Source organism: Pilosibacter rotomagensis (assembly GCF_045062245.2).
Taxonomy (GTDB): Bacteria; Bacillota; Clostridia; order Lachnospirales; family Lachnospiraceae; genus Pilosibacter.
On sequence record NZ_CM170323.1, the window covers coordinates 1,103,499 to 1,128,122 of the forward strand.

20 protein-coding genes and 1 other annotated feature are annotated in these 24,624 nt (G+C 49.8%); of the genes, 17 read left to right on the plus strand and 3 right to left on the minus strand.

What is annotated here, in order from left to right; translation table 11 throughout:
* Positions 1-8 precede the first annotated feature (8 nt).
* A complete protein-coding gene (locus ACI3EW_RS04885; protein WP_405580418.1) occupies positions 9-1,442 on the minus strand; it encodes an amino acid permease in 1,434 nt (477 codons plus the stop codon).
* A 634-nt stretch (positions 1,443-2,076) separates the two neighbouring features.
* Here ACI3EW_RS04885 and ACI3EW_RS04890 point away from each other — a divergent pair.
* The gene (locus ACI3EW_RS04890; protein ID WP_405580421.1) at positions 2,077-3,384 is read left to right on the plus strand and encodes a putative ABC transporter permease; all 1,308 of its coding nucleotides are present in this window, start codon (positions 2,077-2,079) and stop codon (positions 3,382-3,384) included.
* A 139-nt stretch (positions 3,385-3,523) separates the two neighbouring features.
* Here ACI3EW_RS04890 and ACI3EW_RS04895 read toward each other — a convergent pair whose 3' ends face one another.
* Positions 3,524-3,904, minus strand: coding sequence for a desulfoferrodoxin family protein (locus ACI3EW_RS04895; RefSeq protein WP_118298811.1), 381 nt, complete (start codon positions 3,902-3,904; stop codon positions 3,524-3,526).
* A 415-nt stretch (positions 3,905-4,319) separates the two neighbouring features.
* Positions 4,320-5,924, minus strand: a complete 1,605-nt coding sequence (pckA, locus tag ACI3EW_RS04900; RefSeq protein ID WP_118298810.1) for a phosphoenolpyruvate carboxykinase (ATP) — start codon at positions 5,922-5,924, stop codon at positions 4,320-4,322.
* Between the two features lie 435 nt (positions 5,925-6,359).
* On the opposite strand from pckA, the gene ACI3EW_RS04905 reads away from it, so the two are divergent.
* The 16 genes from ACI3EW_RS04905 to ACI3EW_RS04980 all read left to right on the plus strand — a co-directional run bounded on the left by ACI3EW_RS04905 (position 6,360) and on the right by ACI3EW_RS04980 (position 24,522).
* Complete coding sequence (locus tag ACI3EW_RS04905; protein ID WP_405580425.1) at positions 6,360-6,908, plus strand: MarR family winged helix-turn-helix transcriptional regulator; 549 nt, start codon at positions 6,360-6,362, stop codon at positions 6,906-6,908.
* The gene (locus ACI3EW_RS04910) at positions 6,877-8,808 is read left to right on the plus strand and encodes an ABC transporter ATP-binding protein (RefSeq protein ID WP_405580428.1); all 1,932 of its coding nucleotides are present in this window, start codon (positions 6,877-6,879) and stop codon (positions 8,806-8,808) included. The genes ACI3EW_RS04905 and ACI3EW_RS04910 overlap by 32 nt, the downstream gene beginning before the upstream one ends.
* Positions 8,805-10,562: an ABC transporter ATP-binding protein gene (locus ACI3EW_RS04915; RefSeq protein ID WP_118529353.1), complete on the plus strand. Its 1,758-nt coding sequence runs from the start codon at positions 8,805-8,807 to the stop codon at positions 10,560-10,562. The genes ACI3EW_RS04910 and ACI3EW_RS04915 overlap by 4 nt, the downstream gene beginning before the upstream one ends.
* Before the next feature lie 177 nt (positions 10,563-10,739).
* Positions 10,740-10,958, plus strand: coding sequence for a hypothetical protein (locus ACI3EW_RS04920; protein WP_118529354.1), 219 nt, complete (start codon positions 10,740-10,742; stop codon positions 10,956-10,958).
* 82 nt (positions 10,959-11,040) lie between these two features.
* Positions 11,041-11,319: a binding site (T-box leader), on the plus strand.
* 230 nt (positions 11,320-11,549) lie between these two features.
* Complete coding sequence (gene proS / locus ACI3EW_RS04925) at positions 11,550-12,983, plus strand: proline--tRNA ligase (protein ID WP_118321528.1); 1,434 nt, start codon at positions 11,550-11,552, stop codon at positions 12,981-12,983.
* On the plus strand, positions 12,983-13,549 hold the full coding sequence (locus ACI3EW_RS04930; protein ID WP_118529356.1) for a biotin transporter BioY: 567 nt from the start codon (positions 12,983-12,985) through the stop codon (positions 13,547-13,549). Before proS ends, ACI3EW_RS04930 begins: the two co-directional genes overlap by 1 nt.
* Positions 13,550-13,665: 116 nt before the next feature.
* Positions 13,666-14,928 (plus strand): CCA tRNA nucleotidyltransferase, encoded by a 1,263-nt coding sequence (locus ACI3EW_RS04935; RefSeq protein WP_405580434.1) that lies wholly within the window; start codon positions 13,666-13,668, stop codon positions 14,926-14,928.
* A gap of 90 nt (positions 14,929-15,018) precedes the next feature.
* Positions 15,019-16,071: a spore coat protein CotS gene (locus ACI3EW_RS04940; RefSeq protein WP_485663313.1), complete on the plus strand. Its 1,053-nt coding sequence runs from the start codon at positions 15,019-15,021 to the stop codon at positions 16,069-16,071.
* Between the two features lie 260 nt (positions 16,072-16,331).
* Positions 16,332-16,787 (plus strand): transcriptional regulator NrdR, encoded by a 456-nt coding sequence (gene nrdR, locus ACI3EW_RS04945; protein WP_118298799.1) that lies wholly within the window; start codon positions 16,332-16,334, stop codon positions 16,785-16,787.
* A 58-nt stretch (positions 16,788-16,845) separates the two neighbouring features.
* Positions 16,846-17,379: a YqeG family HAD IIIA-type phosphatase gene (locus tag ACI3EW_RS04950; RefSeq protein ID WP_405580440.1), complete on the plus strand. Its 534-nt coding sequence runs from the start codon at positions 16,846-16,848 to the stop codon at positions 17,377-17,379.
* A gap of 102 nt (positions 17,380-17,481) precedes the next feature.
* The gene (efp, locus tag ACI3EW_RS04955) at positions 17,482-18,039 is read left to right on the plus strand and encodes an elongation factor P (RefSeq protein ID WP_118298797.1); all 558 of its coding nucleotides are present in this window, start codon (positions 17,482-17,484) and stop codon (positions 18,037-18,039) included.
* A 397-nt stretch (positions 18,040-18,436) separates the two neighbouring features.
* Positions 18,437-19,774 carry a magnesium transporter gene (gene mgtE, locus ACI3EW_RS04960; RefSeq protein WP_405580503.1) on the plus strand — a complete coding sequence of 446 codons (1,338 nt, stop codon included), beginning with the start codon at positions 18,437-18,439 and terminating at the stop codon, positions 19,772-19,774.
* Between the two features lie 73 nt (positions 19,775-19,847).
* Positions 19,848-21,305: a glutamate--tRNA ligase gene (gene gltX, locus ACI3EW_RS04965; RefSeq protein WP_118513876.1), complete on the plus strand. Its 1,458-nt coding sequence runs from the start codon at positions 19,848-19,850 to the stop codon at positions 21,303-21,305.
* Positions 21,305-23,260, plus strand: a complete 1,956-nt coding sequence (locus ACI3EW_RS04970; protein ID WP_405580445.1) for an ATP-dependent helicase — start codon at positions 21,305-21,307, stop codon at positions 23,258-23,260. The genes gltX and ACI3EW_RS04970 overlap by 1 nt, the downstream gene beginning before the upstream one ends.
* A 110-nt stretch (positions 23,261-23,370) precedes the next feature.
* The gene (locus ACI3EW_RS04975; RefSeq protein ID WP_405580448.1) at positions 23,371-23,901 is read left to right on the plus strand and encodes a cob(I)yrinic acid a,c-diamide adenosyltransferase; all 531 of its coding nucleotides are present in this window, start codon (positions 23,371-23,373) and stop codon (positions 23,899-23,901) included.
* A gap of 288 nt (positions 23,902-24,189) precedes the next feature.
* Positions 24,190-24,522, plus strand: coding sequence for a DUF1292 domain-containing protein (locus tag ACI3EW_RS04980; protein WP_118298792.1), 333 nt, complete (start codon positions 24,190-24,192; stop codon positions 24,520-24,522).
* Positions 24,523-24,624: the final 102 nt, after the last annotated feature.

The window sequence follows — 24,624 nt, forward strand, 5'->3', positions numbered from 1 at the left end:
GATGAAACTTATTTTGCTTTCGCAGTTTCCTGCTTTTTGATCTCCGGTAAGATCAGACCAAGTGCTGTGAGCACTACCGGTGTGATTACATTTAATGCTGTGGAAGCGATATCGCCTTCAACATACATTCCGAGGAGACAGCAAGCTGCGGTTACGAAGAAGCACCAGCCGCCTGCAACAAGGGCAACTGTCTGGTTCTTTGTAAATTTGTACTCCGGGTTGAACTTGTTGAGGGATTTTCTGAGAGCAATGTATGCTGCGAATACCCACAAGTAACGAAGCGGCATGGTTACAGAGTTCAGTTTGTTTAACTGAGTCAGAACGGATGCAGCACCCGGTACGAAGGACTGGATCAGGATGATGCTGCCGGATAAGCAGATAACCATCTTGATACCGTTGATGTATGCGCCATGCTCATTCTTCTTTAAGAGGCCGGACGGAACGAACTGTCTTGCGTCCTCGTTGTCAAGAAGTATACGAAGCGGAGCGTCGATACTTAATACAAGTGTGGAGAACTGACCGATGGCGTTGCATGCTGCGTAGATAACGAGCAGGAGGTTGCCAACATGGTAGTACTCACCGAGCTTCTGGAAGGACCAGTAAGCGCCGTTGGAAACGTAGGACTTGAAGCTGTCGTTGCTCTCGTTGATGACAGCAGGATCAAACATCATGCCCATTGCGATACTTCCGAGGATCGCGCAGACCATAACCATAACGGCTAACATGATCATACCCTTCGGGAATCCCTTGGACGGATCTTTTACCTTATTTACATAAGGGGAGATCTTCTCGCATCCGCCGACTGCGAATACAAGGATAGAAAGGGATGTGAAGTAGTTCACGTTGAACTGCGGGATCAGACCTTTTACTGTGTAATCAGCAGATACGAAACCGCCGTTCGGGTTGATGACCGGTGCTGCGAACATCATTAAGATGAACAGGATGGACATTACGAACATACTGGAACCAGCGATCGTCGCTAATTTCTTTAACGGGTTTAAGCCGCGGCTTGCAACCCAGCAGAAGAACAGGAAGACAGCGAGTGTTGCCATCTGTACAGCGATCGTCGGGAATGTGTCGTAAGTGGAGCCGTTCTGGAATACCATCCAGCTTAATGCCTTTAATCCGCCGCTTCCTTTACTTGCGATGTAAGTTACATGGCAAGCCCAGTAAGTCCAGCCAGCGTAATAAGCGCATTTCGGGCCGATCGTTTCGTGGATCCAGGAGCTCACGCCGCCGCCGGACTGTTTGAACGCGGAGCCGAGCTCACCTACCATCAGGGCATAAGGCACGAAATAGAGAGCGAACATCAGAATCCAGCTGAAGATTACCTGTACTCCGTTGAAGTAAACGAAGCCATTCAGCACGTTTCCGAATCCCCAAACCGTGGAGAATGCCATGAAGGCCAGGGTGTACCAGTCGATTTTCTTGGTGTTTTCCATAAGAGACCTTCCTTTGATATAAAATTGTATTTGTCCGTTTGACACGAACTTGTTTAGTATAACATAAATTTTTGAAAAGATGAACCATTTATTATAAGGAAATAAATGAGATTCGGTTAATAAAATTCTGCGAAAACTGGATACAACGTGAAAAAATGCAGAGTTCAGATGAGATTATAAAGGAAAAAACAGGATTCCGGAAAAATAAAAGGGAGATTACAAAAGGGGAGCGAAAAAGTAAGAGAGAACAAGATCTGAATGTCTTTACTATACGGACAAATGTGAAATACTGGCGGAAAAATCGGAAATGGATGCGGAATACCATCAGAAATTTCCCGACGGATCCATCCCGGAGGAGAAAATATTACAAAAATATCCTTTATTTTGGTAGGTAAATAGGAAAGAAACAGAATAAAAGAAAACTGTAACTGCGGATGCAGGGATTATTTTGTGGAAATTGGATTTCCGGTTTTCTGATTATGTGGTAAAATAGTAAAATATCTATTCAGACGAAGCCGGAGAGGCGGATCGGATGGGAGAAAGAAGAGGAAGACTATGAGGGAATGAAAAAGTCTGCGGGATATTATTGATGCGGTGGGAGCCGTGAAATTACAGAGAGGACAGGTGATGAAGGATGGGATATTCCGGATATGAGTGGCTGTGGCTGTTTTTTGCCTACAGCTTTTCCGGCTGGGTTCTTGAGACCGTGACAGCGGCGGTGAGGCAGAAACGCTTTGTAAACAGAGGCCTTGTAAACGGACCGCTCTGTGTGATCTATGGAATTACCGGATCTGCACTGATGCTGGTATGCAGAGACCTCAGGGGGATCTGGCTGTTTCTTGGAAGTATGATCTTTTCCACGCTGGCGGAATGGATCGCCGGTCATGTGATCGAAAAAATGTACCATGAGCGCTGGTGGGACTATTCTCATGTGAAATGGAATCTGGATGGCTATATCTGCTTTCCGGTCTCCGTGATCTGGGGCGTTCTGGGATTTGTCACCATGCGATGGGGAGCGCCGCTTCTGATTGGCGTATTCCGGATGATCCCGATGACTCCGGCCCATCTTGTGATCTGGATCCTCAGCGGGATCCTGATCCTGGATGTCGCGGCAACTCTGTGCATCCTGTCCGGAAGAAGCCGGAGGATCCGCCAGTGGCAGGGCGTTGACTCCTGGCTGACCGGTGTGAGTTCCAGACTTGAGCGCAGGATCTACGGCTGGGTGGACCGAAGGATCCAGAATGCGTACCCGGAAGCGGCTTACCGCAGGGAGCTTCAGGCCGAGGCCGAGCAGAGAAAGACCGTCTTTGCCTACGGACTCTGTTTCTATAAGATCGCACTTTTGCTTGTTGTCGGCGCATTTTTGGGAGATATCGTGGAGACGATCTTCTGCCGGCTGACGGCAGGAATCTGGATGAGCCGGAGCAGTTTTGTCTGGGGACCGTTCAGTATCGTCTGGGGAGTGGCTCTCGCGGCGGCGACGATGCTTTTGTACCGCTACCGGAAATATTCGGACCGCTTTCTGTTCTTTATGGGCACATTTTTAGGAGGCGCGTATGAATATACCTGCAGCGTCATGACGGAGATCATGTTCGGAAAAGTATTCTGGGACTACAGTAAGATCCCGTTTAACCTTGGCGGGCGCATCAACCTTCTGTACTGTTTTTTCTGGGGGATCGCGGCGGTTGTCTGGATCAAAGGTGTTTACCCGGTGATGTCCGCCTGGATCGAGAAGATCCCGATCCGCTTTGGAAAGATCGCGACATGGCTGCTCCTTGTCTTTTTCTGTGTGGATATGGCGGTTTCCGGACTGGCGTTGATCCGGAGCAGTGAACGGGAAAAGGGAATCCCGGCGACATCGTCCTGGCAGCAGGAGATGGATGAGCATTATGGGGATGACGTGTTGAAAAAGATCTATCCGAATGCGCTGAAGGTGGATTAAGGGAGAAAAAGTTAAGATGGATAAAAAAAGCAGCAGCAGATCAAATATCAGCTGCTGCTTTTTAAAACGCGCATTTTTGAGGACTGCCGGGGCAGCTTCCGTTGTTTTTATGAGAGAGTAGCTTCGGGCAGTGCGGGAGTTATGCTTCCGCTTTCCAGAGTCCATGAAGATTGCAGTACTCATAAACTGCGATCAGCTTTTCACCGTCAGCGAGGAAGAACTCTGCTTCTGGTTTATCTTCCGGAGTAAGAGAACGGCAGTGGGTTCCGAAATTTGTCTCGATCAGGATCCACTGGATATAGTGTTTTTCCATCATCGGATGTTCCACAGAGCCGACTTTTACGGAAACTTTATTTCCGTTTACTTCGAAGGCCGGGACATGTTTTTCGTGTGCACCGTCCGAAGTGCCGGGGATCAGTTCCGTCATTTTCTCTCCGCAACAGACAACCGGGACGCCGGAATCGTTCATTTTTGTGATGATATTCTTGCAGTGATTGCAGATATAGAATTTTACGCTCATAGAGGACCTCCTTGTGAATAATCTAAAATAATAATAGTAACTGTTACTGATATAATACCATAAGAAATACCATATTGCAAGGATTATTTAAAAAACAGAATAAGATTTTTAGCTTTCAGTCTGTATTTGTTGGGAGTCAGAAGAATAAATTTACAGGCTTATGATTTATGGAAAGCCACAGCAGCAAAACACAGGAAAATCTGGCTACAGGATCACACCGTGGATTTTCCGGGCTATGTGAGAGTACAGAGTGGAAAACTGGAGAAAGGATCAATAAAAAGAAGTGCTGGGAACGGGAAAAAGAGCTTGGGACAGGAGAGGGAGTTTTGTCCGGCTGAGATTAAAAAAAGGACGCTGCAGATTTTGCAGCGTCCTTTGAAATTGCGAAATGGAAGCAGTTCCAATAAATTTAAGATCAGATCTGCGGGCCAGCGGCAACAAGTGCTTTGCCGGCTTCGTTGCTCTCGTATTTTGCGAAGTTCTTGATGAATCTTCCGGAGAGGTCTTTTGCTTTCTCTTCCCAGTCAGCAACGTTTGCGTATGTATCGCGTGGGTCGAGAATCTTGGAGTCAACGCCCGGAAGCTCGGTCGGAACTTCGAAGTTGAAGTACGGGATCTTCTTTGTCGGAGCGTTTAAAATATCGCCGTTTAAGATCGCATCGATGATTCCACGGGTATCTTTGATGGAGATACGTTTTCCGGTTCCGTTCCAGCCTGTATTTACGAGGTATGCCTTAGCGCCGCTCTTTTCCATCTTCTTAACGAGCTCTTCCGCATATTTTGTCGGATGGAGTTCGAGGAATGCCTGACCAAAGCAAGCGGAGAAGGTCGGTGTCGGCTCTGTAATTCCGCGCTCGGTTCCGGCAAGTTTTGCTGTGAAACCGGACAGGAAGTAGTATTTTGTCTGCTCCGGAGTCAGGATGGATACCGGCGGAAGTACGCCGAATGCATCTGCGGAGAGGAAGATCACGTTCTTTGCTGCCGGACCTGCGGAGATCGGGCGGACGATATTTTTAATATGGTCGATCGGATAGGAGACACGGGTATTCTCAGTTACGCTCTTGTCAGTGAAATCGATCACGCCGTCCTTGTCGAGAGTTACGTTCTCAAGAAGAGCGTTGCGCTTGATCGCATTGTAGATATCCGGCTCGGAATCTTTATCGAGGTTGATAACCTTCGCGTAGCAGCCGCCCTCGAAGTTGAATACTCCGTTGTCGTCCCAGCCGTGCTCGTCATCACCGATCAGGAGACGTTTCGGATCTGTGGAAAGAGTTGTCTTACCGGTTCCGGAGAGACCGAAGAAGATCGCGGTGTTCTTGCCTTCCATATCGGTGTTTGCAGAGCAGTGCATGGAAGCGATGCCCTTTAACGGAAGGTAGTAGTTCATCATGGAGAACATACCTTTCTTCATTTCTCCGCCGTACCAGGTATTGATGATAACCTGCTCGCGGCTTGTGATATTGAAGACAACGGCTGTCTCGGAGTTTAAGCCGAGTTCCTTGTAGTTCTCAACTTTTGCCTTGGATGCGTTGTAAACAACGAAATCCGGCTCGAAGTTCTCGAGTTCTTCAGCAGTCGGTTTGATGAACATGTTCTTTACGAAGTGTGCCTGCCATGCGACCTCAACGATGAAACGGATCGCCATGCGGGTATCTTTGTTTGCGCCGCAGAATGCGTCGACAACGAAGAGTCTCTTATTGGAAAGTTCTTTTAATGCGATATCTTTTACTGCCTTCCAGGTTTCCTGAGAAGCCGGATGGTTGTCGTTCTTGTATTCGTCAGATGTCCACCATACAGTATCTTTGGAATTTTCATCCACAACGATAAATTTATCTTTCGGTGAACGGCCGGTGTAGATACCGGTCATAACATTAACTGCTCCGAGTTCGCTGACCTGTCCTTTTTCATAGCCTTCGAGTTCCGGTTTCATTTCCTCCTCGAATAACATTTCATAAGACGGGTTGTAGACGATCTCTGTGGTTCCGGTGATGCCATACTTGCTTAAATCAATCTTTGCCATCGCTTATCTAACCTCTTTTCATAAATTTGATGAAAATTTTGTACATGTTCAGATTTGAACAGGTACCATTACCTGGAATTTTTACAGGCAATAATGATATCTTTCAATTCCATTATACATGAAAATTGGACAAAATCAACAACAAAATAGCAAACTTTGTTAAAATAATATCATTCTTTTGCTGCGATACGTTTCTTGCACTGAAATTCTAAGAAAATAAAGGAAAGACGTTATTTTCGAAGGAAAAGAAACAAATTGCAGTTGACAAAATTAGATAGTTGTACCATCATCCAAATTGGTTGATGGTACAACTAAAAAGTACATATCTGCGGGTGGGACCGGAGACGGCTGCAACAGCAGGAGAAGCTCATAGAGCGCGTTTTGAACAGGCGGAAAGGTTTGACGGAAAGAATTCTGCCAGAAAGGAGATCATATATGGATCAGACGGAGAGAAAGATGACGAAGATCGCCCGTGAGGTCGGAAAATTTACGGTGCAGACGATGAAAGAAGAGGGGATCGGAACGGCGGAATTTGATTTTATCCATCTTGTCCGCCACAATCCGGGGATCACCCAGACGGAGGTCCGGGAAAAGTTAAAGATCGATAAGGGAGCCGCGGCAAGACGGGCGGCGAGTCTCGAGGCGAAAGGCTATCTGGAACGGAAGCCGAATCCGGCGGACGGCCGGAGTCAGCTGCTTTTTGCGACGAAGAAGGCGGAGGAGCTAAAAAATTCAAAGGCGGAGATCGAGACGATCTTTTATGAATGGCTTTTATCCGAACTTCCGGAGGACGAGAGGAACAGATTCTGCGAGACACTGGATAAGCTTTACTGGCGTTCGAAAAATGAGAGGCGTGCGGGGTTTGAAACGGTCTCTAAGCTCGTCGCAGAGCGGCAGAAAGAGGAATCCTGCGGCCGGTATACAGACCATCAGAAGGAACAAGCAGTGAAGCATGACAAAAGAGGAAACGATCATCATGAATAAAAAGAAACTTCATCCGGACCGGATCCTGGATTATTTCCGGGAGGAATGGAAGGTCCTGGCGCTGATCACGGTGTCTGGACTGATCTACAATCTGGGTCTCATGGCGGGACCATGGTTTGAAGGAAAAATGGCGGGCTGCCTGATGAGGATCCTGAGCGGGGCGGAGCGGCTCCCGGCAATGCTCCGGCTGGCGTCTGCTTACGTGATCGTGATCGGGCTGGTGCAGCTGGCCAGATACATCAAGCGGTTTTATGTGCGCCGGTTTGCCAACAATGTGAACAGGAGAATGAAGAGGATCCTCTACCGGACGCTGGTACATAAATCGCGTGTGGAGCTGGAGAAAGAGGGCGCGGGAAATGTCATCACGAAGGCGATCTCCGATGTGGACGACTGCGTGGAAGGCATGAGAAAGTTCACGACGGAGATCTTTGACACGGGCGTGGCGCTTCTCGGCTATATGGGAATGCTGTTTTACTACGACTGGAGACTTGCACTCTGTTCACTGATCTTTCCGCCGTTTTCCTATATTATCGCGGAGAAGATGAAACGGATCGTCCAGAGAACGGGGGCTGCTTACAAGGAACAGACCGGAAAACTCAATGCAGCGACACTGGACCGGATCACAAACGCGATCACATACCGGGTGTTCGGATGTGAGAAGGAGCGGGGAGAAGATTATGAGGTCCATCTGAAAGAGTATGAGCGTGCGGCAGTCAGGGCCAATATCTGGAACGCGGCCCTGCCGCCGGTCTACAAGGTGATCGCGATGGCGGGAACCGTGATGATCCTGTATTTTGGCTCTAAGAACATCCTTGGAAGCGGCTGGACGAGCTGGGATGTCGCAGCATTTACGACCTTCCTCGCGTGCTATACGAAGCTTTCCGGCAAGTCCTCGAAGGCGGCGAAACTCTTCAACGCGGTCCACAAGGCACAGGTGTCCTGGAAGCGGATCCATCCGTATATGGAGCGGGCTGCTCAGGCTGAGGAGGAGGATGAGATCGCAGAGCAGACTGAAAAATTCAGTGCAAAAACAGGCGAAAGTCATACGGAACACGGCGTCATTTCCGCAGATCATCTGACATTCAGCTATCCGGGCAGTGCGCCGATCTTTGAGGATCTTTCCTTCACCGCGAAACCTGGACAGATCATCGGAATCACGGGTCCGGTGGCGTGCGGAAAATCGACGCTCGGAAAGACATTTCTCTGCGAATATCCGTATGAAGGCCATCTGACATATGGCGGCAGAGAACTCTCCTCCTGTACGGAACAGGAGCGGAGCAGACTCATCGGATATCTCGGACATGATCCGGAACTTTTGGGCGACAGCATCAGAAATAATGTTCTTTTGGGAGATGACAGTGATGTCTGGACATGGCTGCGTGCTGTATGCTTTGATGAGGAGGTCCGGGAGATGGAGGACCGGGAAGATACGGTTGTCGGAAACAGCGGCGTCCGTCTCTCCGGCGGTCAGGCGGCGCGCCTTGCTCTGGCGAGAATGCTTTGCCATGGAAAGCCGGTGATGATCCTGGATGATCCGTTCTCGGCTCTGGACAGGAGCACGGAGAAACAGGTGTTTGAACATCTGAAGGAGCTCTCGAAGGACCGGATCGTATTCCTGATCTCCCACAGACTGTATCTGTTCCCGGAGTTCGACCAGGTGATCTGGATGGAACACGGGACGGGAACATGCAGCACGCATGAGAAGCTGATGGCAGAAAATAAACAGTATGCCGAGTTGTATCACGCGCAGGCTGCGGAGAAAGAGTCTGCGAATGATGCAGAAGAGATGCAGAAAAAGGAATGTGGAGCTGAAAACAAGGCGTCAGGAGAAATTCGGAAAAACAGGAGATCATCGTCTGATGGGAATGAAAACGGTGGGGAAAGGAGGAAAAAGCAATGAGTGGAAAGAAGAATATCAGTGCGGCATCGATCATCGGAAAAACGGTCACGCGGGAAAAATGGCTTTCCATCGGGATCGTTCTGACGGTGACGGGAGCGGTTGCCATTTCTCTGCTTCCGCCTCTTGTTCTCGGAAAAATCATTGACCGGATCGCCGGCGGAAATTTTTCGGGATTTTCCATGGCGGCGGAGTATTTTCTGCTGATCTTCCTGACCGGGGCGCTGGAGTCCCTGAGAGAGAGTTTCCTCACTGTCTTTGGTCAGAAGATGACGCATGCGTTCAGGAGCGAGCTCTCCGATAAGCTTGTCCGACTGAGTGCAGACACATTAAATAAGGAAGAACCGGGAGCTGTGGTTTCCAGATTTGTCGGCGATGTTGACACCGTGGAAGCGCTGTTTACCTCCGGGATCATCAGCATGTTCGCGGATGCATGCAGAGTCGTCAGCATTTTTGCGGTGATCTGGTTCCAGAACCGCGGACTCGCACTGCTCTTGATCATTCTGATCCCGGTGATCTTTGTGTTCACGAGGATCGTACAGAAGCGGATGCTCACGGCGCAGCTTGCAAACCGTGTGGCGGTGAGTCGTGTCACAAACCATGTTCCGGAGACGATCCGCTGTATCCGGACGATCCACACGCTGGGAAAAGAGACGTACATGGAGAAACGGTATGATGACTATATCGGGGAGAGTTATTCTGCAATCGAGAAGACAAACTTCTATGATGCAGTCTACTCACCGGTGATCCTGTTTCTCAACGCGGTCGCCGTTGCGGCCGTGATGCTGCTCGCCGCGTCCGGAAATGCGAAGGTCCTGGCTTTGTTCGGTATGTCCGTGGGAACGTCGGTTGCAGTCATCAATTATATTTCCCAGGTGTTCTCCCCGATCGAGAATCTCGGAATGGAGATCCAGACGATCCAGTCGGCGGTTGCCGGTGTATACAGGATCAATGAGTTCCTGGCGAAAACGGAGAGGGAGAACATGAAGGAGACCATGCCGGACCATGCCGGAAAATCGGAGCCGGGAAAGGAAAAGGACGGAGAGACTGATACCGGAGATAAGCGGAAGGAAAAGAAGAACACAGAGGGAGAAACGTGCATGGATCACGGGGGATCGAAAGAAGAACCCTGTGTAGAATTTAAGAATATTACTTTCGGCTACGATGACCATGTTGTTTTGAAAAATTTAAGTTTCGCAATTTACCCAGGCGAGCAGGTGACGCTGACGGGGCGCACCGGCGCTGGAAAGAGTACGATCTTTAAGCTGCTTTTGGGACTTTACCGGCCGAATTCCGGTGAGGCGCTGATCGAGGGCGAGGAGGCATACCGGATCCCGGACAGGGAGAAGCGGACGAAGTTTGGTTATGTGGAGCAGTCGTTCCACATGGTCCCGGGGACGGTGCGCGACCAGATTACGCTGTTTGATGCGGCGATCGGGGATGCGGAGGTTCAGGCAGCTGCAGAGCTTGTGGGGCTTCACGAGACGATCATGGGGCTGGATCAGGGATATGACACGTTATGTAAACCGGAAATCTTCTCTCAGGGACAGTGGCAGCTTTTGTCTATCGCAAGAGCAGTTGCCGGAGAACCGAGGATCCTGCTTCTCGATGAGATCACGGCGAATCTGGATGCAGATACGGAGGAGATGGTGCTCCGGGCGCTGAAGAGTGCGTCTGAGGGGCGGACGGTGATCTCAATCTCGCATCGGGTTTATCAGAGAGATGCGGGGGAGAGGATCAGGTATTTGGAGATTTAACAAGAATCAGCAAGAATTCTCCCACATCTAGGGAGTATGTCACTTTTCATTTACAAATTAAGGAAACGGGAATATAATAAGCCGAAGAAAAATACCGCTTTTTGTCAGGTTTGCATTCGGGAATCGTTGGTTCCGGAGGGGACTTTCCTGGCAGGGCGGTCTGGCGGGAGGTAAAAAATGTCAATTTTATTTGCAATTGTATTCCTTGTGTTGATCTTTAAATGTGTCGGTCTTGTCCTCGGAGTCTGCGGAAAGCTTCTTGGTGCGGTCCTCAGTCTGTTTGGATTTATCGTATCGATCGCGATCGGAGCTGTTGTGTTCGGACTTTCTACGGCGTTTGCGCTGGTGCTGTTATGCATCGCGGCAGTATGGCTTTTGATCAAGCTGATCTTTTAGAGTTTTGCTGAACCGGTAAAATCCGCGGCGGAGTCTTGACAAACGGGAGAAAATCCATTAAAATCCATCATATATGCATATCAGACAGGCATTGAAGAGGGAAAGTAGATGAAGGGCGGCATTCCAGAGAGAAAGCGGATGGTGAGAGCTTTTATGTGCGCGTTGTTGAACCGGCCTCGGAGCTTTGTGCGAGAGATGGAAAATGTCGTAATGGACAGCTAAGATCACGGAGATCGGGATTGCTGCGGAACGACTGCATCGTTAAGTACAGCGTAGATCCGGCGTTAACGGATATCAGAGGAGAGTTTCCGCGACAGGCGGAAGCTAATTTGGGTGGTAACGCCGGCTGTCGGTCCCTTGCGTGGGGAGCGGCAGCCTTTTTTGTTTCACAGGAAATTCCGATGGAACTTCCTGTGAAACAAAAAGGCACTGCGTGCCTAAGATGCGCACTCGCGCGAAGATGAAGGCTGTCGCAAGCGACCGCGCGAGACGCCTGAATGTGCCAGGACACATTCCTTTTTAACAGGAAATTCTCCGCATCTGAAACAGAGAGACATGCAGACAATGAATTTTTATATAAAGGAGAAAACAATGGCAAGAGACAAGAAACTTGTGGAATCCATCACTTCCATGGAAGACGATTTCGCGCAGTGGTACACAGACGTTGTAAAAAAGGCAGAATTATGTGATTATGCGAGCGTAAAGGGCTGCATGGTCATCAAACCGGACGGATATGCGATCTGGGAGAATATCCAGCATGAGCTTGATAAGCGCTTTAAAAAAGCAGGCGTAAAGAATGTTTACATGCCGTTATTCATTCCGGAGAGCTTACTTGATAAAGAGAAAGACCATGTCGAAGGTTTCGCACCGGAGGTAGCATGGGTGACTCAGGGAGGTCTTGAGCCGCTTCAGGAGCGTCTCTGTGTCCGCCCGACATCCGAGACTCTGTTCTGTGATTTCTACCAGAAAGACATCCACTCCTACCGTGATCTTCCGAAGGTTTACAACCAGTGGTGTTCCGTTGTGAGATGGGAGAAGACGACAAGACCGTTCCTTCGTTCCAGAGAGTTCTTATGGCAGGAGGGCCACACAGCTCATGCGACTGCTGAGGAAGCTCAGGAGAGAACGATCCAGATGTTAAATCTCTATGCTGACTTCTGTGAGGATTTCCTTGCGATCCCGGTTGTCCGCGGACAGAAGACAGACAAGGAGAAGTTCGCAGGTGCAGAGGCAACCTACACGATCGAGTCCTTAATGCATGACGGTAAGGCACTTCAGTCCGGAACCAGCCACAACTTCGGGGATGGTTTTGCGAAGGCATTCGGAATCCAGTATTCTGATAAAGATAACCAGTTAAAATATGTTCACCAGACATCCTGGGGTATGACAACCCGTATGATCGGTGCGATCATCATGGTACATGGTGACAACGAAGGTCTTGTACTTCCGCCGAACGTAGCTCCGACACAGGTTGTGATCGTTCCGATCCGCCAGCAGCAGGAGGGCGTTCTCGAGAAGGCAAGAGAAGTGGAAGAGGTTCTCTCCAACTTCCGCGTAAAAGTTGATGATTCCGACAAGAGCCCGGGCTGGAAGTTCTCTGAGTCCGAGATGAGAGGAATCCCGGTTCGTGTAGAACTCGGACCGAAGGATATCGAGGCAGGACAGGCAGTTCTTGTCCGCCGTGATACTCACGAGAAGATCACAGTTGCATTAAGCGAGATCGCAGAGAAGGTTGACGAGCTCTTAAAGACGATCCAGCACGATATGTACGAGCGTGCGAAAGCACATCGTGACGCGCATACTTACGATGCCCACAACATGGAAGAGATGAAGGACATCGCAGACAACAAGCCGGGCTTCATCCGTGCAATGTGGTGCGGCTGCCAGGAGTGTGAGGACAAGTTAAAAGAGCAGGTAGGCGTTACATCCAGATGTATGCCGTTCAAGCAGGAAAAGCTTGCTGATACCTGCGTATGCTGCGGCAAACCGGCAACCAAGATGGTTTACTGGGGCAAAGCATATTAATGAAACGATGGGATATCAAAGACCTGACGCTCGGGGGGCTGTTTACAGCCCTCATCGCCGTCGGGGCTTTTCTTAAGATCACGATCCCTGTCCAGCCGGTGCCGATGCATTTTACGCTGCAGTTTTTCTTTGTCCTGCTGGCGGCTCTGATCCTGGGATCAAAGCGGGCGTTTGCGAGTGTGATCACATATCTTGTGATCGGACTCTGCGGACTTCCAATCTTTGCGACGGGCGGCGGACCGGCGTATCTGTTAAAACCGACGTTCGGATTCCTGATCGGCTTTGCGGCGGCTGCTTTTGTGACCGGACGTGTATATGAGATCAGAAAGAGCACATCATTCTTCTGGCTGTTGTTTTCCGCGTTCTGGGGACTTCTCGCGGATTATGCCTGCGGAATGATCTATTTTTATGTGTGCAGCAATTTTGTCCTCGGCGTGAGTGTCGGCTGGAAGCTTGTGTTTATCAACTGTTTCCTCCTGACGGTCGGTGAGGATTTTATTTTATGTATTCTGGCGGCTGTGCTTGCAAAACGGCTGATCCCGATCCTAGGGAAGCTTGCAAAGTAAGAAGAAAATCCGGGTCGGTCTTTTGAGCAACGGTTCGGCAGGGCAGGCAGTGCAGACAGAACCTTGTGGAGTTTCGAAATGAAATTTCCGATAAAGAAAAAGGAGGTACCGGACCAGTGAGAATTGAGATGCCTTATGAGGCGGAATGGATCATTGACAATATACGAAGCCACGGATATGAGGCGTTTATCGTCGGCGGCTGTGTCCGGGACGCCGTTCTCGGAAGGATCCCGGGGGACTGGGATATCACAACCTCTGCAAAGCCGGAGCAGGTGAAGGAGATCTTCGGAAAGACGGTCGATACGGGCTTAAAGCACGGCACGGTGACGATCATCAAGCATGGAAAAGGCTATGAGGTGACGACATACCGGATCGATGGGGAATATCTGGATGGGAGACATCCGGAGACCGTGGAATTTACGCCGGATTTGAGGGAAGATCTGAAACGCCGGGATTTTACGATCAACGCCATGGCATACAGCCATGAGACGGGGATCGTGGATGAATTTGAGGGCATGGAAGATCTGAAACGCCGGGTGATCCGGTGCGTCGGCTGTGCGAGGGACCGCTTTACGGAGGACGCGCTGAGGATCCTAAGGGCTGTCCGGTTTGCCGCCCAGCTTGATTTTGTGATCGATGATGAGACATACCGGGCGATCGCCGAGATCGCGCCGAACCTGGTCCATGTCAGCAAGGAGAGGATCCAGGTGGAGCTCACGAAACTCCTGCTCTCGGATCATCCTGAGAAGATCTGGATGGTGGAGGAGACCGGGATCGCATCGTATGTGGCCCCGGGATTTCCGGAGGTCTTTGAGCGGAAACTCCGGGAGAATGAGCCAGAAAGCGGAAGCATGATGCAGGAAAAACGGAATGACCGGGAGATCCTTAAAACATGCTGGAAGGGCGTTTCCTCCCTCACGGCGGATAAGTCCCACCGGTGGGCCGGATTTCTGCGTCATATGAAGCCGGAAGAAGCGGTGAAGATCTTACGAGGCCTGAAACTTGATAATGATACGATCGGGAACGTGAAAAACATGCTGAATGTTTTTCAGACACCTCCTGGTGCGGATAAGATCGAGATCAGAAGAGCCCTGAGTAAGGTTACGGAGTACCAGTTCCTCGGTGCCATGCAGTTAAAGAAAATGGACGGAGACCAGAATGTCCCGGAGATCCTGCATCTTTTTGAGGAGATCAGGGAAGCGGGGGACTGCGTAAGTCTGAAACAGCTTGCGGTCAATGGCGGTGATCTTCTTGCGATGGGACTGGAACATGGAAAAGAGATCGGAGACGGACTCCTGTATCTTTTGAACATTGTGATCGAACATCCAGAACTGAATAAAAAAGATATATTATTAGAAAAAATTAGCCAATTCAAATAATACCAGAAGAACATTGTATGAAGGACATCTGCCGGGAATCCGACAGGTGTCTTTTGCTGTTGCGGATGTATGCTTGTGGGAATAATCACCATGGTTTTCTCATATCTTGTGCAGAAAGCTGGAAAAGGTCAGAACGGGATATGGGGGGATCAAATCGTGATCGACTGGAAAGAAGAGGCAGAGAAAACGTATGGATTTCAGGTGAATACACTGCGGCGGGGACGCGGGTCCTGGATCCTGGAGACGGATCAGGGGCTGCGGCTTTTAAAGGAATATCGGGGAAGCGTGAACCGTCTGGAGTTCGAGGAGGCGGTTTTGCAGTCTCTGGACGGGATGGAGACGGTAAAGGCAGATCAGTATGTGAGAAACTCCGAGGGAGAACTTTTATCTTCGGCGGAGGATGGAAGCCGGTATATTGTGAAACAATGGTATGCGGACCGGGAATGTGATCTGAAAGATGAGAAGGAGCTCCTCTCGGCGGCCCGGGCGCTGGCGCTCCTGCACCGGCAGTTTCGCGAAGTAAAGAGGCAGGCTGAATGGAATATGAGATCCATGGTCTCGCCGCCGCTTTTTGAAGCGATGCGACGCCATAACCGGGAGCTCAGGAGGGCGAGAACGTTTATCCGGGGAAAGCGGAAGAAAAATGAGTTTGAGCTCTGCGTGATCAGGAATTTTGAGTGTTTCGCGGTGCAGGCAGAGGAAGCGGAGCAGGGAATGGAACGGCTGTATGAAAAACATGGTGAGGAGATCATGAACGGATATGCGGTCTGCCACGGGGAGCCGGACTACCACCATATTCTGATCGGAAACGGATATACGGCAGTGACGGAATTCAACCAGATGCACCTGGGTGTGCAGATGGAGGACCTGTACTATTTTCTCAGAAAGATCATGGAAAAACATGAATGGAATGAGCGCCTGGGGAGACAGATCATGGAGACGTATGAGCGCGTGCTGCCGATCACGGAGCTGGAACGGCAGGTGCTTTACTATCTGTTCCGGTATCCGGAGAAATACTGGAAGCAGATCAATTTTTATTACAATGCCAACAAGGCCTGGGTGCCTGCGAAGAGCACGGAGAAGATCAAAAAACTGGAGGCACAGCAGAAGATGCGCGAGAAGTTTATCCGCTTTTTTTCCTAGTTGGGAATTTTCGGAACCGAAAATTCCGTATGATACCGTTGGAGTCGCGGATTTTGCCGATTCGGAATGCGGAGCATCGGCAAAATCCTGTTACAGTGTGCGGGCATGGAGTGTCCGTGTACTGTAACATGTTTATCCGGGTGCCTGAAAAATAATGAGTGTACAGGCTTGCAGAACAGGATTGTTATATGATAAGATATGATATAAAAATGCGGCTGTGACCGGAATATAACAGACAGCCGCACAAAGGAGGAAATCCCATGAAATGTCCATTTTGTGGTGCACAGGATACAAAAGTCATCGATTCGCGCCCGGCGGATGACAACAGTTCGATCAGACGCCGCCGTCAGTGCGAAGAGTGCGGGAAACGTTTTACGACGTATGAAAAATTAGAGACAATGCCGCTTATGATCATCAAGAAAGACGACTCCAGAGAACCGTACAACCGGGAGAAGATCGAGAATGGAATCCTTCTTTCCTGTCATAAGCGCCCGGTCTCTTCGGAACAGATCACGAAGATGATCGATGAGATCGAAAAACAGATCTTCAGTATGGAGGAGCGGGAGATCCCGTCCGTGACGATCGGTGAGCTTGTCATGAAAAAGTTAAAGATGGTGGACGAGGTTGCCTATGTCCGTTTCGCGTCCGTCTACCGGGAGTTTAAGGATGTGAACGCATTTATGGAGGAGCTCGCGAAGTTCCTGAACAATAAATAAGAGATGGGGAGAAAACTGCAAAGGGCTGAAAAATTCAAGCCGAACGCAGGGCAGCAGTATGTTTGAGACATTTTATCCGGGAAACTATGTGGACAGTGCATATGAGATCCCATACGAAAAACTTTATGAGAGAGGATATCGCGGGATCATCTTTGATGTGGACAACACGCTGGTTCCCCACGGTGCACCGGCAGATGCGCGGGCGATCGAATTGTTTGAGCGGCTCCGCGCGATCGGGTTTTCGACCTGCATCCTTTCCAACAATAAAGAGCCGCGGGTATCTCCGTTCGCTGACAAGGTGGGGAGTCCCTATATTTTTAAGGGCGGAAAACCGTCGAGAAAAGGATATGAGCGGGCCATGGAACGGATGAAAACAGACCGCGACACGACATTGTTCGTCGGGGATCAGATTTTTACGGATGTCTGGGGCGCAAACCGGACAGGCCTCTACTCGATCCTCGTAAAGCCGATCAATCCCAAAGAGGAGATCCAGATCGTCCTGAAACGCTATCTCGAGGCGATAGTTCTCGCGTTTTACAGGAAACGATTGAAAAAAATGGGGCAGACAGCCGGGGATTTTTGCAAAAAATAGTTGAAAACCGCAGTAGAATAGTATAGAATAGGATAGAATCAGCTATTAGCGTGAAATGTGAAATAAAATAATTGGAAACAGTTTTAAGGAGGATTATCATTTATGGTATCAGCAGGTGATTTCAGAAATGGCGTTACACTCGAAATTGATGGACAGGTCGTACAGATCTTAGAGTTCCAGCATGTAAAACCGGGTAAAGGCGCTGCTTTCGTTAGAACAAAATTAAAAAACGTGATCAACGGCGGTGTTGTTGAGAGAACTTTCCGTCCGACCGAGAAATTCCCGGCAGCAAGAATCGACCGTGTGGACATGCAGTATTTGTATGCAGACGGCGACCTTTATAACTTCATGGATGTTAACACATACGAGCAGATCGCATTATCCACAGATGTTGTTGGCGATGCATTAAAGTTCGTAAAAGAGAACGAGACTGTTAAAGTCTGCTCCTACAACGGCAAGGTATTCTCTGTTGAGGCTCCGTTATTCGTAGAGCTTGAAGTAACAGATACAGAGCCGGGCTTCAAGGGCGATACAGCTACAGGCGCAACAAAGCCGGCTACTCTTGAGACAGGCGCTCAGATCAACGTTCCGTTATTCGTAAACCAGGGTGATCGCGTTAAGATCGATACACGTACTGGTGAGTACCTTTCCAGAGCTTAATCTGCAAAAACAAGTTTCAGAATCCCAGGGAACCAGGTGTTTCCTGGGACTTTTTTTACCCTTTTTTGTGCGAAAAATTGCGTAACAGGTTGCCAATTGGGTAAAATTTTCTTATAATGGAAAGGACAGAGAAAGGAAGTGAACACATAATGGAAGGTCGAAGTCATACGATGGAGGCAGACGCACACCCTGAACCGGTGGCAATACGCATGACCGGGGGCTGCTGTTATGTGTGTTGCCGAAATCAATCTGTTCAGTTGTAACCGGTGTCTTTGGATTTACCGGATGCAATGGCTTTGTCTCCATGATCGCATGAATCTTTGCCGGAAATTCCGGGCAGAAATAACAGATTGTGGGGGAAAAGAAAATGCCGAATGATGGAAATGAAACATTTGACATGGAGCATCTTCTGGAGCTGGCAGAGGAAAAAAAATACCGCCTGCTGAAGGAAGAGCTTGTGGAACTGAACGAGGTGGATATCGCATCGTTCATCGAAGAACTGGACTCTGAGCGCACCGTAATCGTGTTCCGGATGCTGCCGAAGGCGCTGGCGACCGAGGTATTTGCCGAGCTTCCGGTGGACAAGCAGAGCCACATCATCAACAGCATCACAGATAAGGAGCTTTCCGAGATCGTGGATGAGCTCTATGTGGATGATGCCGTTGACCTGGTGGAAGAACTCCCGGCGACGGTGGTCCGCCGTGTTTTACAGAACACGAAGCCGGAGACGAGAAAGCTCATCAACCAGTTCTTAAACTATCCGGAGAACAGTGCCGGAAGTATCATGACAGCCGAGTATATCGGACTGAAAAAGAACATGACGGTGGAGCAGTGTTTCGCCTACATCCGCCATCACGCAGTAGATTCCGAGACAATCTACACCTGCTATGTGATGGACGAAAAAAGGATGTTGGACGGTGTGATCACGGTAAAGGACCTTCTCCTTCAGCCGTATGAGCGCCAGGTCGGCGATATCATGGACACGCACGTCATCAAAGCGAAGACGACCGATGACCAGGAGCTTGTGGCCGATACGATGAACAAGTACGGACTTCTCTCCATGCCGGTCGTGGACAGTGAGGACCGTCTGGTCGGGATCATCACGGTCGACGATGTCATGGAAGTCATGGAGGAAGAGGCGACCGAGGACTTCGAGAAGATGGCGGCGATGCTGCCGAGTGAAAAGCCGTATTTAAAGACGGGCGTATTCACGCTGGCAAAGAACAGGATCCCGTGGCTTCTGATCTTGATGCTTTCCAGTACGATCACAGGTGGGATCCTTGTAAAATACGAGAATGCCTTTGCGGCGATCCCGCTTCTCGTGAGCTTTATCCCGATGTTAATGGATACCGGCGGAAACTCCGGAAGCCAGAGCAGCACGATGATCATCCGTGGTATGGCTGTCGGTGATATCGAGCCGAAGGATATCCTGAAAGTCGTGTGGAAGGAAGTACGGGTCGGTCTGATCGTCGGATTTGTGCTGGCGGTGGTCAATTTTATCCGCCTGATGATCCAGTACCCGGGAAATACGATGATCTGTCTGACGGTTGTGATGAGTCTTTTCTGTACCGTTATCGTCGCGAAGACGATCGGATGCACGCTGCCGATCGGGGCGAAAGTATTAAAACTTGACCCGGCGATCATGGCGTCGCCGATGATCACGACGATCGTGGATGCGGTGAGCCTGATGGTGTACTTTAATCTGGCGTGCCATCTGCTGGATATGACGGTGTAGAGGATGGAAATGATAAGAATGTCTGTCTGCGGACTTATCCGCGGATAAATATATATTAACAGGAGTATGGATTATGGAAAAAGTAAGAACAAGATTTGCGCCGAGCCCGACCGGCCGGATGCATGTAGGTAATTTAAGAACAGCTCTTTACACATACCTGATCGCGAAGCACGAGGGCGGAGATTTCATTCTCCGTATCGAGGATACAGACCAGGAGCGCCACGTTGAGGGCGCCGAGGACATTATCTATCGCACACTGGCAGAGACAGGCCTGGTCCATGACGAAGGTCCGGATAAGGACGGCGGCTACGGTCCGTACGTTCAGAGTGAACGTCAGAAAGCCGGGATCTACATGGAATATGCGAAAAAACTTGTGGAAAAAGGTGAGGCTTACTACTGCTTCTGTACCCAGGAGCGCTTAAATACATTAAAGAAGACCGTAAACGGTGAGGAGATCATGGTTTACGATAAGCATTGCCTGCATCTCTCCAAAGAAGAGGTAGAGGCAAACTTAAAGGCGGGAATGCCGTTCGTCATCCGCCAGAACAACCCGAAAGAGGGAACCACCACATTCCATGACGAGATCTACGGAGATATCACAGTAGACAACGCAGAACTCGACGACATGGTCCTCATCAAATCCGATGGATATCCGACCTACAACTTTGCAAACGTTGTGGACGACCATCTGATGAAGATCACACACGTTGTCCGCGGAAATGAGTACCTTTCCTCCTCTCCGAAATACAACCGTCTCTACGAGGCATTTGGCTGGCAGGTTCCGATCTATGTACACTGCCCGACCATCACAAACGAGGAGCACAAGAAATTAAGTAAGAGAAGCGGACATTCCTCCTTTGAGGATCTTCTTGAGCAGGGATTCTTAACAGAGGCGATCGTAAACTTCGTTGCCCTTTTAGGATGGTCTCCGGCAAACAATCAGGAGTTCTTTACACTTGAGGAGCTTGTAAAAGAGTTCGATTACCACAACATGAGCAAGTCTCCGGCTGTCTTTGATATGACAAAGCTTCGCTGGATGAACGGTGAGTACATCAAGAAGATGGATGATGACAAGTTCTTCGAGATCGCAAAACCGTACCTTGAGGCTGTGATCAAGAAACCGCTGAATTTAAAGAAGATCGCCGGAATGGTAAAGACAAGAATTGAGACTCTGCTCGATATCGCGGATCAGATCGATTTCTTCGAGGAAATGCCGGAATACAGCGCAGATATGTATGTTCATAAGAAGATGAAGACAACAAAAGAGAACTCCTTAGAGACATTGAAGGAAGTTCTTCCGATCCTTGAGGCGCAGGATGACTTCAGCAATGACGCTCTCTTTGAGGCTCTTTCCAAATACGTTGCTGATAAGGGCGTAAAGACAGGCTTCGTAATGTGGCCGATCCGTACCGCAGTGTCCGGAAAGCAGATGACTCCGGCAGGCGCTACTGAGATCATGGAGATCATCGGAAAAGAGGAGTCTCTGGCTCGTATTAAGAAGGGAATCGAACTTCTGGAAGCAGCAGAATAATGGATTTTAATCAGGCACAGATGACGGCCCTGGAACACCGGGATGGACCGATGATGGTCCTCGCGGGTCCGGGGTCCGGAAAAACGACAGTAATTACACACAGAATCAAGAGACTGCTGGAGGCGGGCGTTGACCCCTCCGGCATTCTTGTCATTACGTTCACAAAAGCGGCGGCCACGGAGATGAAGGAACGGTTTCTGAGACTGGCGAGGGAAGAAGACGAAAAGCGGAAACAGGCGGAGCAGAGAGCAGGCGGGAGCCGGACGGGGGCGGAAAAGCCCTTTTTTGGAACTGCTGATCCTGGTCCCCGGAGGCGCGAAGCCTGCGGGACGTCTCTGGAGGCGGCAGGTTCCCGTGTGAGCTTTGGAACCTTTCACTCGGTCTTTTACCATATTTTAAAGTGGGCGTACCGTTTCCCTGCCGGAAATGTGATCAGCGGGGAGGAAAAACGCCAGTATTTTAAGAAGTTTCTCGATGAATCAGAGATGGAGGTCGAGGACGAGGCGGAATTTATCTCCTCCATCATCAATGAGATCAGCTACGTAAAAGGCGAGCGCCTGGATCTGAAGTACTACTATTCCCAGAACTGCCCGGAAGAGTGGTTTAAAAAGCTTTATGACGGGTACGATGAGATGCTGAAAACGACGGGAAAGATCGACTTCGACGATATGCTCGTCATGTGCCATGAGCTGTTTACGGAGCGGAAGGACATCCTGGCAGCATGGCAGAAGAAGTTTAAGTATATTCTCGTGGATGAGTTCCAGGATATTAACCTTCTTCAGTATCAGGTTGTCCGGATGCTGGCACTGCCGGAGAACAATCTCTTTATCGTCGGAGATGATGACCAGTCGATCTACCGGTTCCGCGGGGCGAAGCCGGAGATCATGCTCGGCTTTGAAAAGGATTTTCCGGGGACAAAACGGGTGCTTCTGGGAACGAATTACAGGTCTACAAAGGAAATCGTGGAGACCTCTCTTCGCCTTATTGAGCACAATAAGGTCCGGTTTGAGAAGAAGCTGGAGCCGTTCCGGGGATCCGGACGTCTGGTGGATTTCCGGGTTTTCGATAATCCCGGACATGAGATGGACACGGTGGCGCAGAGTATCCGCGCGTACCATGATGCCGGGTATCAGTGGAGCGAGATCGCGGTACTGTTCCGAACAGGGGCAAATTCCGGCCTGATGGCGGAGCGGCTGATGGGCTATAATATTCCGTTTAAGCTGCGGGATGTGATCCCGAATCTTTACAGCCACTGGATCGCGAAGGATCTCTTCGCCTACATGGAGATCGCGGCGGGCAGCAGGAAAAGATCCGATTTTTACAGGATCATGAACCGGCCAAACCGGTATTTCAGCAGGGATGCCTTTGATACGCCGATCGTATCCTTTGACCGCCTGAAATCCTTTTACCAGGATAGGGACTGGATGGAGGAGCGGATCTGTGACCTGGAGGCGGATCTTCGCGCAATGGCGCCGTTAAAGCCTGTGTCGGCAGTCAACTATATCCGGAAGGCGATCGGATACGATGACTATCTGCGGTCCTATGCAGAATTCAGGCGAATGAAGCCGGAGGAACTTTTCGAGACGGCAGATAAGCTCGCGGAGAGCGCGGCGGAATTTGTAACCTTTGTGGAGTGGAAGGAACATGCGGCCCGGTATGAGGAAGAATTAAAGAAGCAGAATCAGGAAGAGCGCGAGGAGACGAAAGACCGCGTGACTCTGTCAACGATGCACAGTGCAAAGGGACTGGAATATCCGGTCGTCTTTGTGGTTGATGCGAATGAGGGGATCGTTCCACACCATAAAGCGGGTCTGCCGGCGGATATCGAGGAGGAGAGACGGCTGTTCTATGTCGCCCTGACACGTGCGAAGGACCGGCTTCATGTAGCGGCGGTGAAGGAGCGGTATCACAGGAAGACGGATGTTTCCCGGTTTGTGGAGGAAGCAGGACTGTGATCAAGTCGAATGTACGTGGGACCTGGTAAGCAATTCTGGTCAGCGCAAGTTGACAAATTCCTCACGGAATTACTGCACTTTGCACTCTGTTTTAAAAAGCGAGGAGAAACATGGGACTTGTTCATATTTACTGCGGAGATGGAAAAGGAAAAACGAGCGCGGCGGTCGGACTGGCCGTCCGGGCGGCAGGATGCGGAAAACGCGTGGTGATCGCGAGATTTTTAAAGACGGACAATTCCGGGGAAGTGGAAATTTTAAAGAAAATCCCGGAGGTTACGCTGATCCCGTGCCGGAAAACATTTGGCTTTGTCCGGTCGATGGATGAAGAGACGAAAAGGGAATGTGCGTCATACCACAGAGAGCTGTTTGGCGAAGCGGTGAAACTCGCGGAACATGCGGATCTGGTGGTGTTTGATGAGATCATGGCGGCTGTAAATTACGGGATGGTTCCGGAACGCGATGTCCTAGAATTTCTTGAAAACCGCCCCGGAAGAGATCAGACGGACGGGCTGGAGATCGTTCTCACTGGGAGAGATCCGTCGGAGAAGCTGATCGCGGCAGCGGATTATGTCTCGGAGATCTGTAAGAGAAAGCATCCGTTTGACCGCGGGATCATGGCGAGACGGGGAGTTGAGTACTGACGTTACAGTACACGGGCACTCCATGCCCGCGCACTGTAACAGGATTTTGCCGATGCTTCGCATTCCGAATCGGCAAAATCTGCTGTCACAACTGTATTGTACGGAATTTTCAGTTCAGAAAATTCCTACCGTGTACAGTAACGTACTGATCGCTTCTTTTTAAAAGTAGCAATTCTTTCTATTGATTTTATGGCAGTTTACTGGTATCCTATAAAAAATGGCAGCCGTGACAGAAAAGAACCGCTGCAAGAAACGGCAGGATGCCGGAAATGAGAGGAATTTGAGCTTATGGCAAAGGACAAAAATATGAATCAGGATGCTGCAAACGATGAAGAGATGACCGTGACTCTGACACTGGATGACGGAACCGAGTTAGAGTGCGTGGTCCTTACGATCTTTGAGGCGGCTGATAAGGAATATATCGCGCTTCTTCCGTTAGACGGAAATGAGGCTGAGGATGGCGAGGTATACTTATACCGCTACACAGAGATCAATGGAACTCCGGATATCCAGAACATCGAGAGCGACGAGGAGTACGAGATCGTTGCTGATGCGTTCGATGAACTTCTCGACACTGAAGAGTACGACGAGATTGTAGGCGAGGACGAGCTGGACGACTGATTTAAAAAATGAGAAACAGCAGTTTCCCATAATATGAACCGCTAAGGCGGCGTTTCCGACTTCCGATAGAGGGAGAATGGGGACGCCGCCTTTTTACGTGCA

Excerpts from the sequence above, each read along its gene's own strand:
- ACI3EW_RS04885 (WP_405580418.1), bottom strand. The coding sequence starts at position 1,442 with ATGGAAAACACCAAGAAAATCGACTGGTACACCCTGGCCTTCATGGCA.
- ACI3EW_RS04890 (WP_405580421.1), top strand. The coding sequence starts at position 2,077 with ATGGGATATTCCGGATATGAGTGGCTGTGGCTGTTTTTTGCCTACAGC.
- ACI3EW_RS04895 (WP_118298811.1), bottom strand. The coding sequence starts at position 3,904 with ATGAGCGTAAAATTCTATATCTGCAATCACTGCAAGAATATCATCACA.
- pckA (WP_118298810.1), bottom strand. The coding sequence starts at position 5,924 with ATGGCAAAGATTGATTTAAGCAAGTATGGCATCACCGGAACCACAGAG.
- ACI3EW_RS04905 (WP_405580425.1), top strand. The coding sequence starts at position 6,360 with ATGGATCAGACGGAGAGAAAGATGACGAAGATCGCCCGTGAGGTCGGA.
- ACI3EW_RS04910 (WP_405580428.1), top strand. The coding sequence starts at position 6,877 with ATGACAAAAGAGGAAACGATCATCATGAATAAAAAGAAACTTCATCCG.
- ACI3EW_RS04915 (WP_118529353.1), top strand. The coding sequence starts at position 8,805 with ATGAGTGGAAAGAAGAATATCAGTGCGGCATCGATCATCGGAAAAACG.
- ACI3EW_RS04920 (WP_118529354.1), top strand. The coding sequence starts at position 10,740 with ATGTCAATTTTATTTGCAATTGTATTCCTTGTGTTGATCTTTAAATGT.
- proS (WP_118321528.1), top strand. The coding sequence starts at position 11,550 with ATGGCAAGAGACAAGAAACTTGTGGAATCCATCACTTCCATGGAAGAC.
- ACI3EW_RS04930 (WP_118529356.1), top strand. The coding sequence starts at position 12,983 with ATGAAACGATGGGATATCAAAGACCTGACGCTCGGGGGGCTGTTTACA.
- ACI3EW_RS04940 (WP_485663313.1), top strand. The coding sequence starts at position 15,019 with ATGGTTTTCTCATATCTTGTGCAGAAAGCTGGAAAAGGTCAGAACGGG.
- nrdR (WP_118298799.1), top strand. The coding sequence starts at position 16,332 with ATGAAATGTCCATTTTGTGGTGCACAGGATACAAAAGTCATCGATTCG.
- ACI3EW_RS04950 (WP_405580440.1), top strand. The coding sequence starts at position 16,846 with ATGTTTGAGACATTTTATCCGGGAAACTATGTGGACAGTGCATATGAG.
- efp (WP_118298797.1), top strand. The coding sequence starts at position 17,482 with ATGGTATCAGCAGGTGATTTCAGAAATGGCGTTACACTCGAAATTGAT.
- mgtE (WP_405580503.1), top strand. The coding sequence starts at position 18,437 with ATGGAGCATCTTCTGGAGCTGGCAGAGGAAAAAAAATACCGCCTGCTG.
- gltX (WP_118513876.1), top strand. The coding sequence starts at position 19,848 with ATGGAAAAAGTAAGAACAAGATTTGCGCCGAGCCCGACCGGCCGGATG.
- ACI3EW_RS04970 (WP_405580445.1), top strand. The coding sequence starts at position 21,305 with ATGGATTTTAATCAGGCACAGATGACGGCCCTGGAACACCGGGATGGA.
- ACI3EW_RS04975 (WP_405580448.1), top strand. The coding sequence starts at position 23,371 with ATGGGACTTGTTCATATTTACTGCGGAGATGGAAAAGGAAAAACGAGC.
- ACI3EW_RS04980 (WP_118298792.1), top strand. The coding sequence starts at position 24,190 with ATGGCAAAGGACAAAAATATGAATCAGGATGCTGCAAACGATGAAGAG.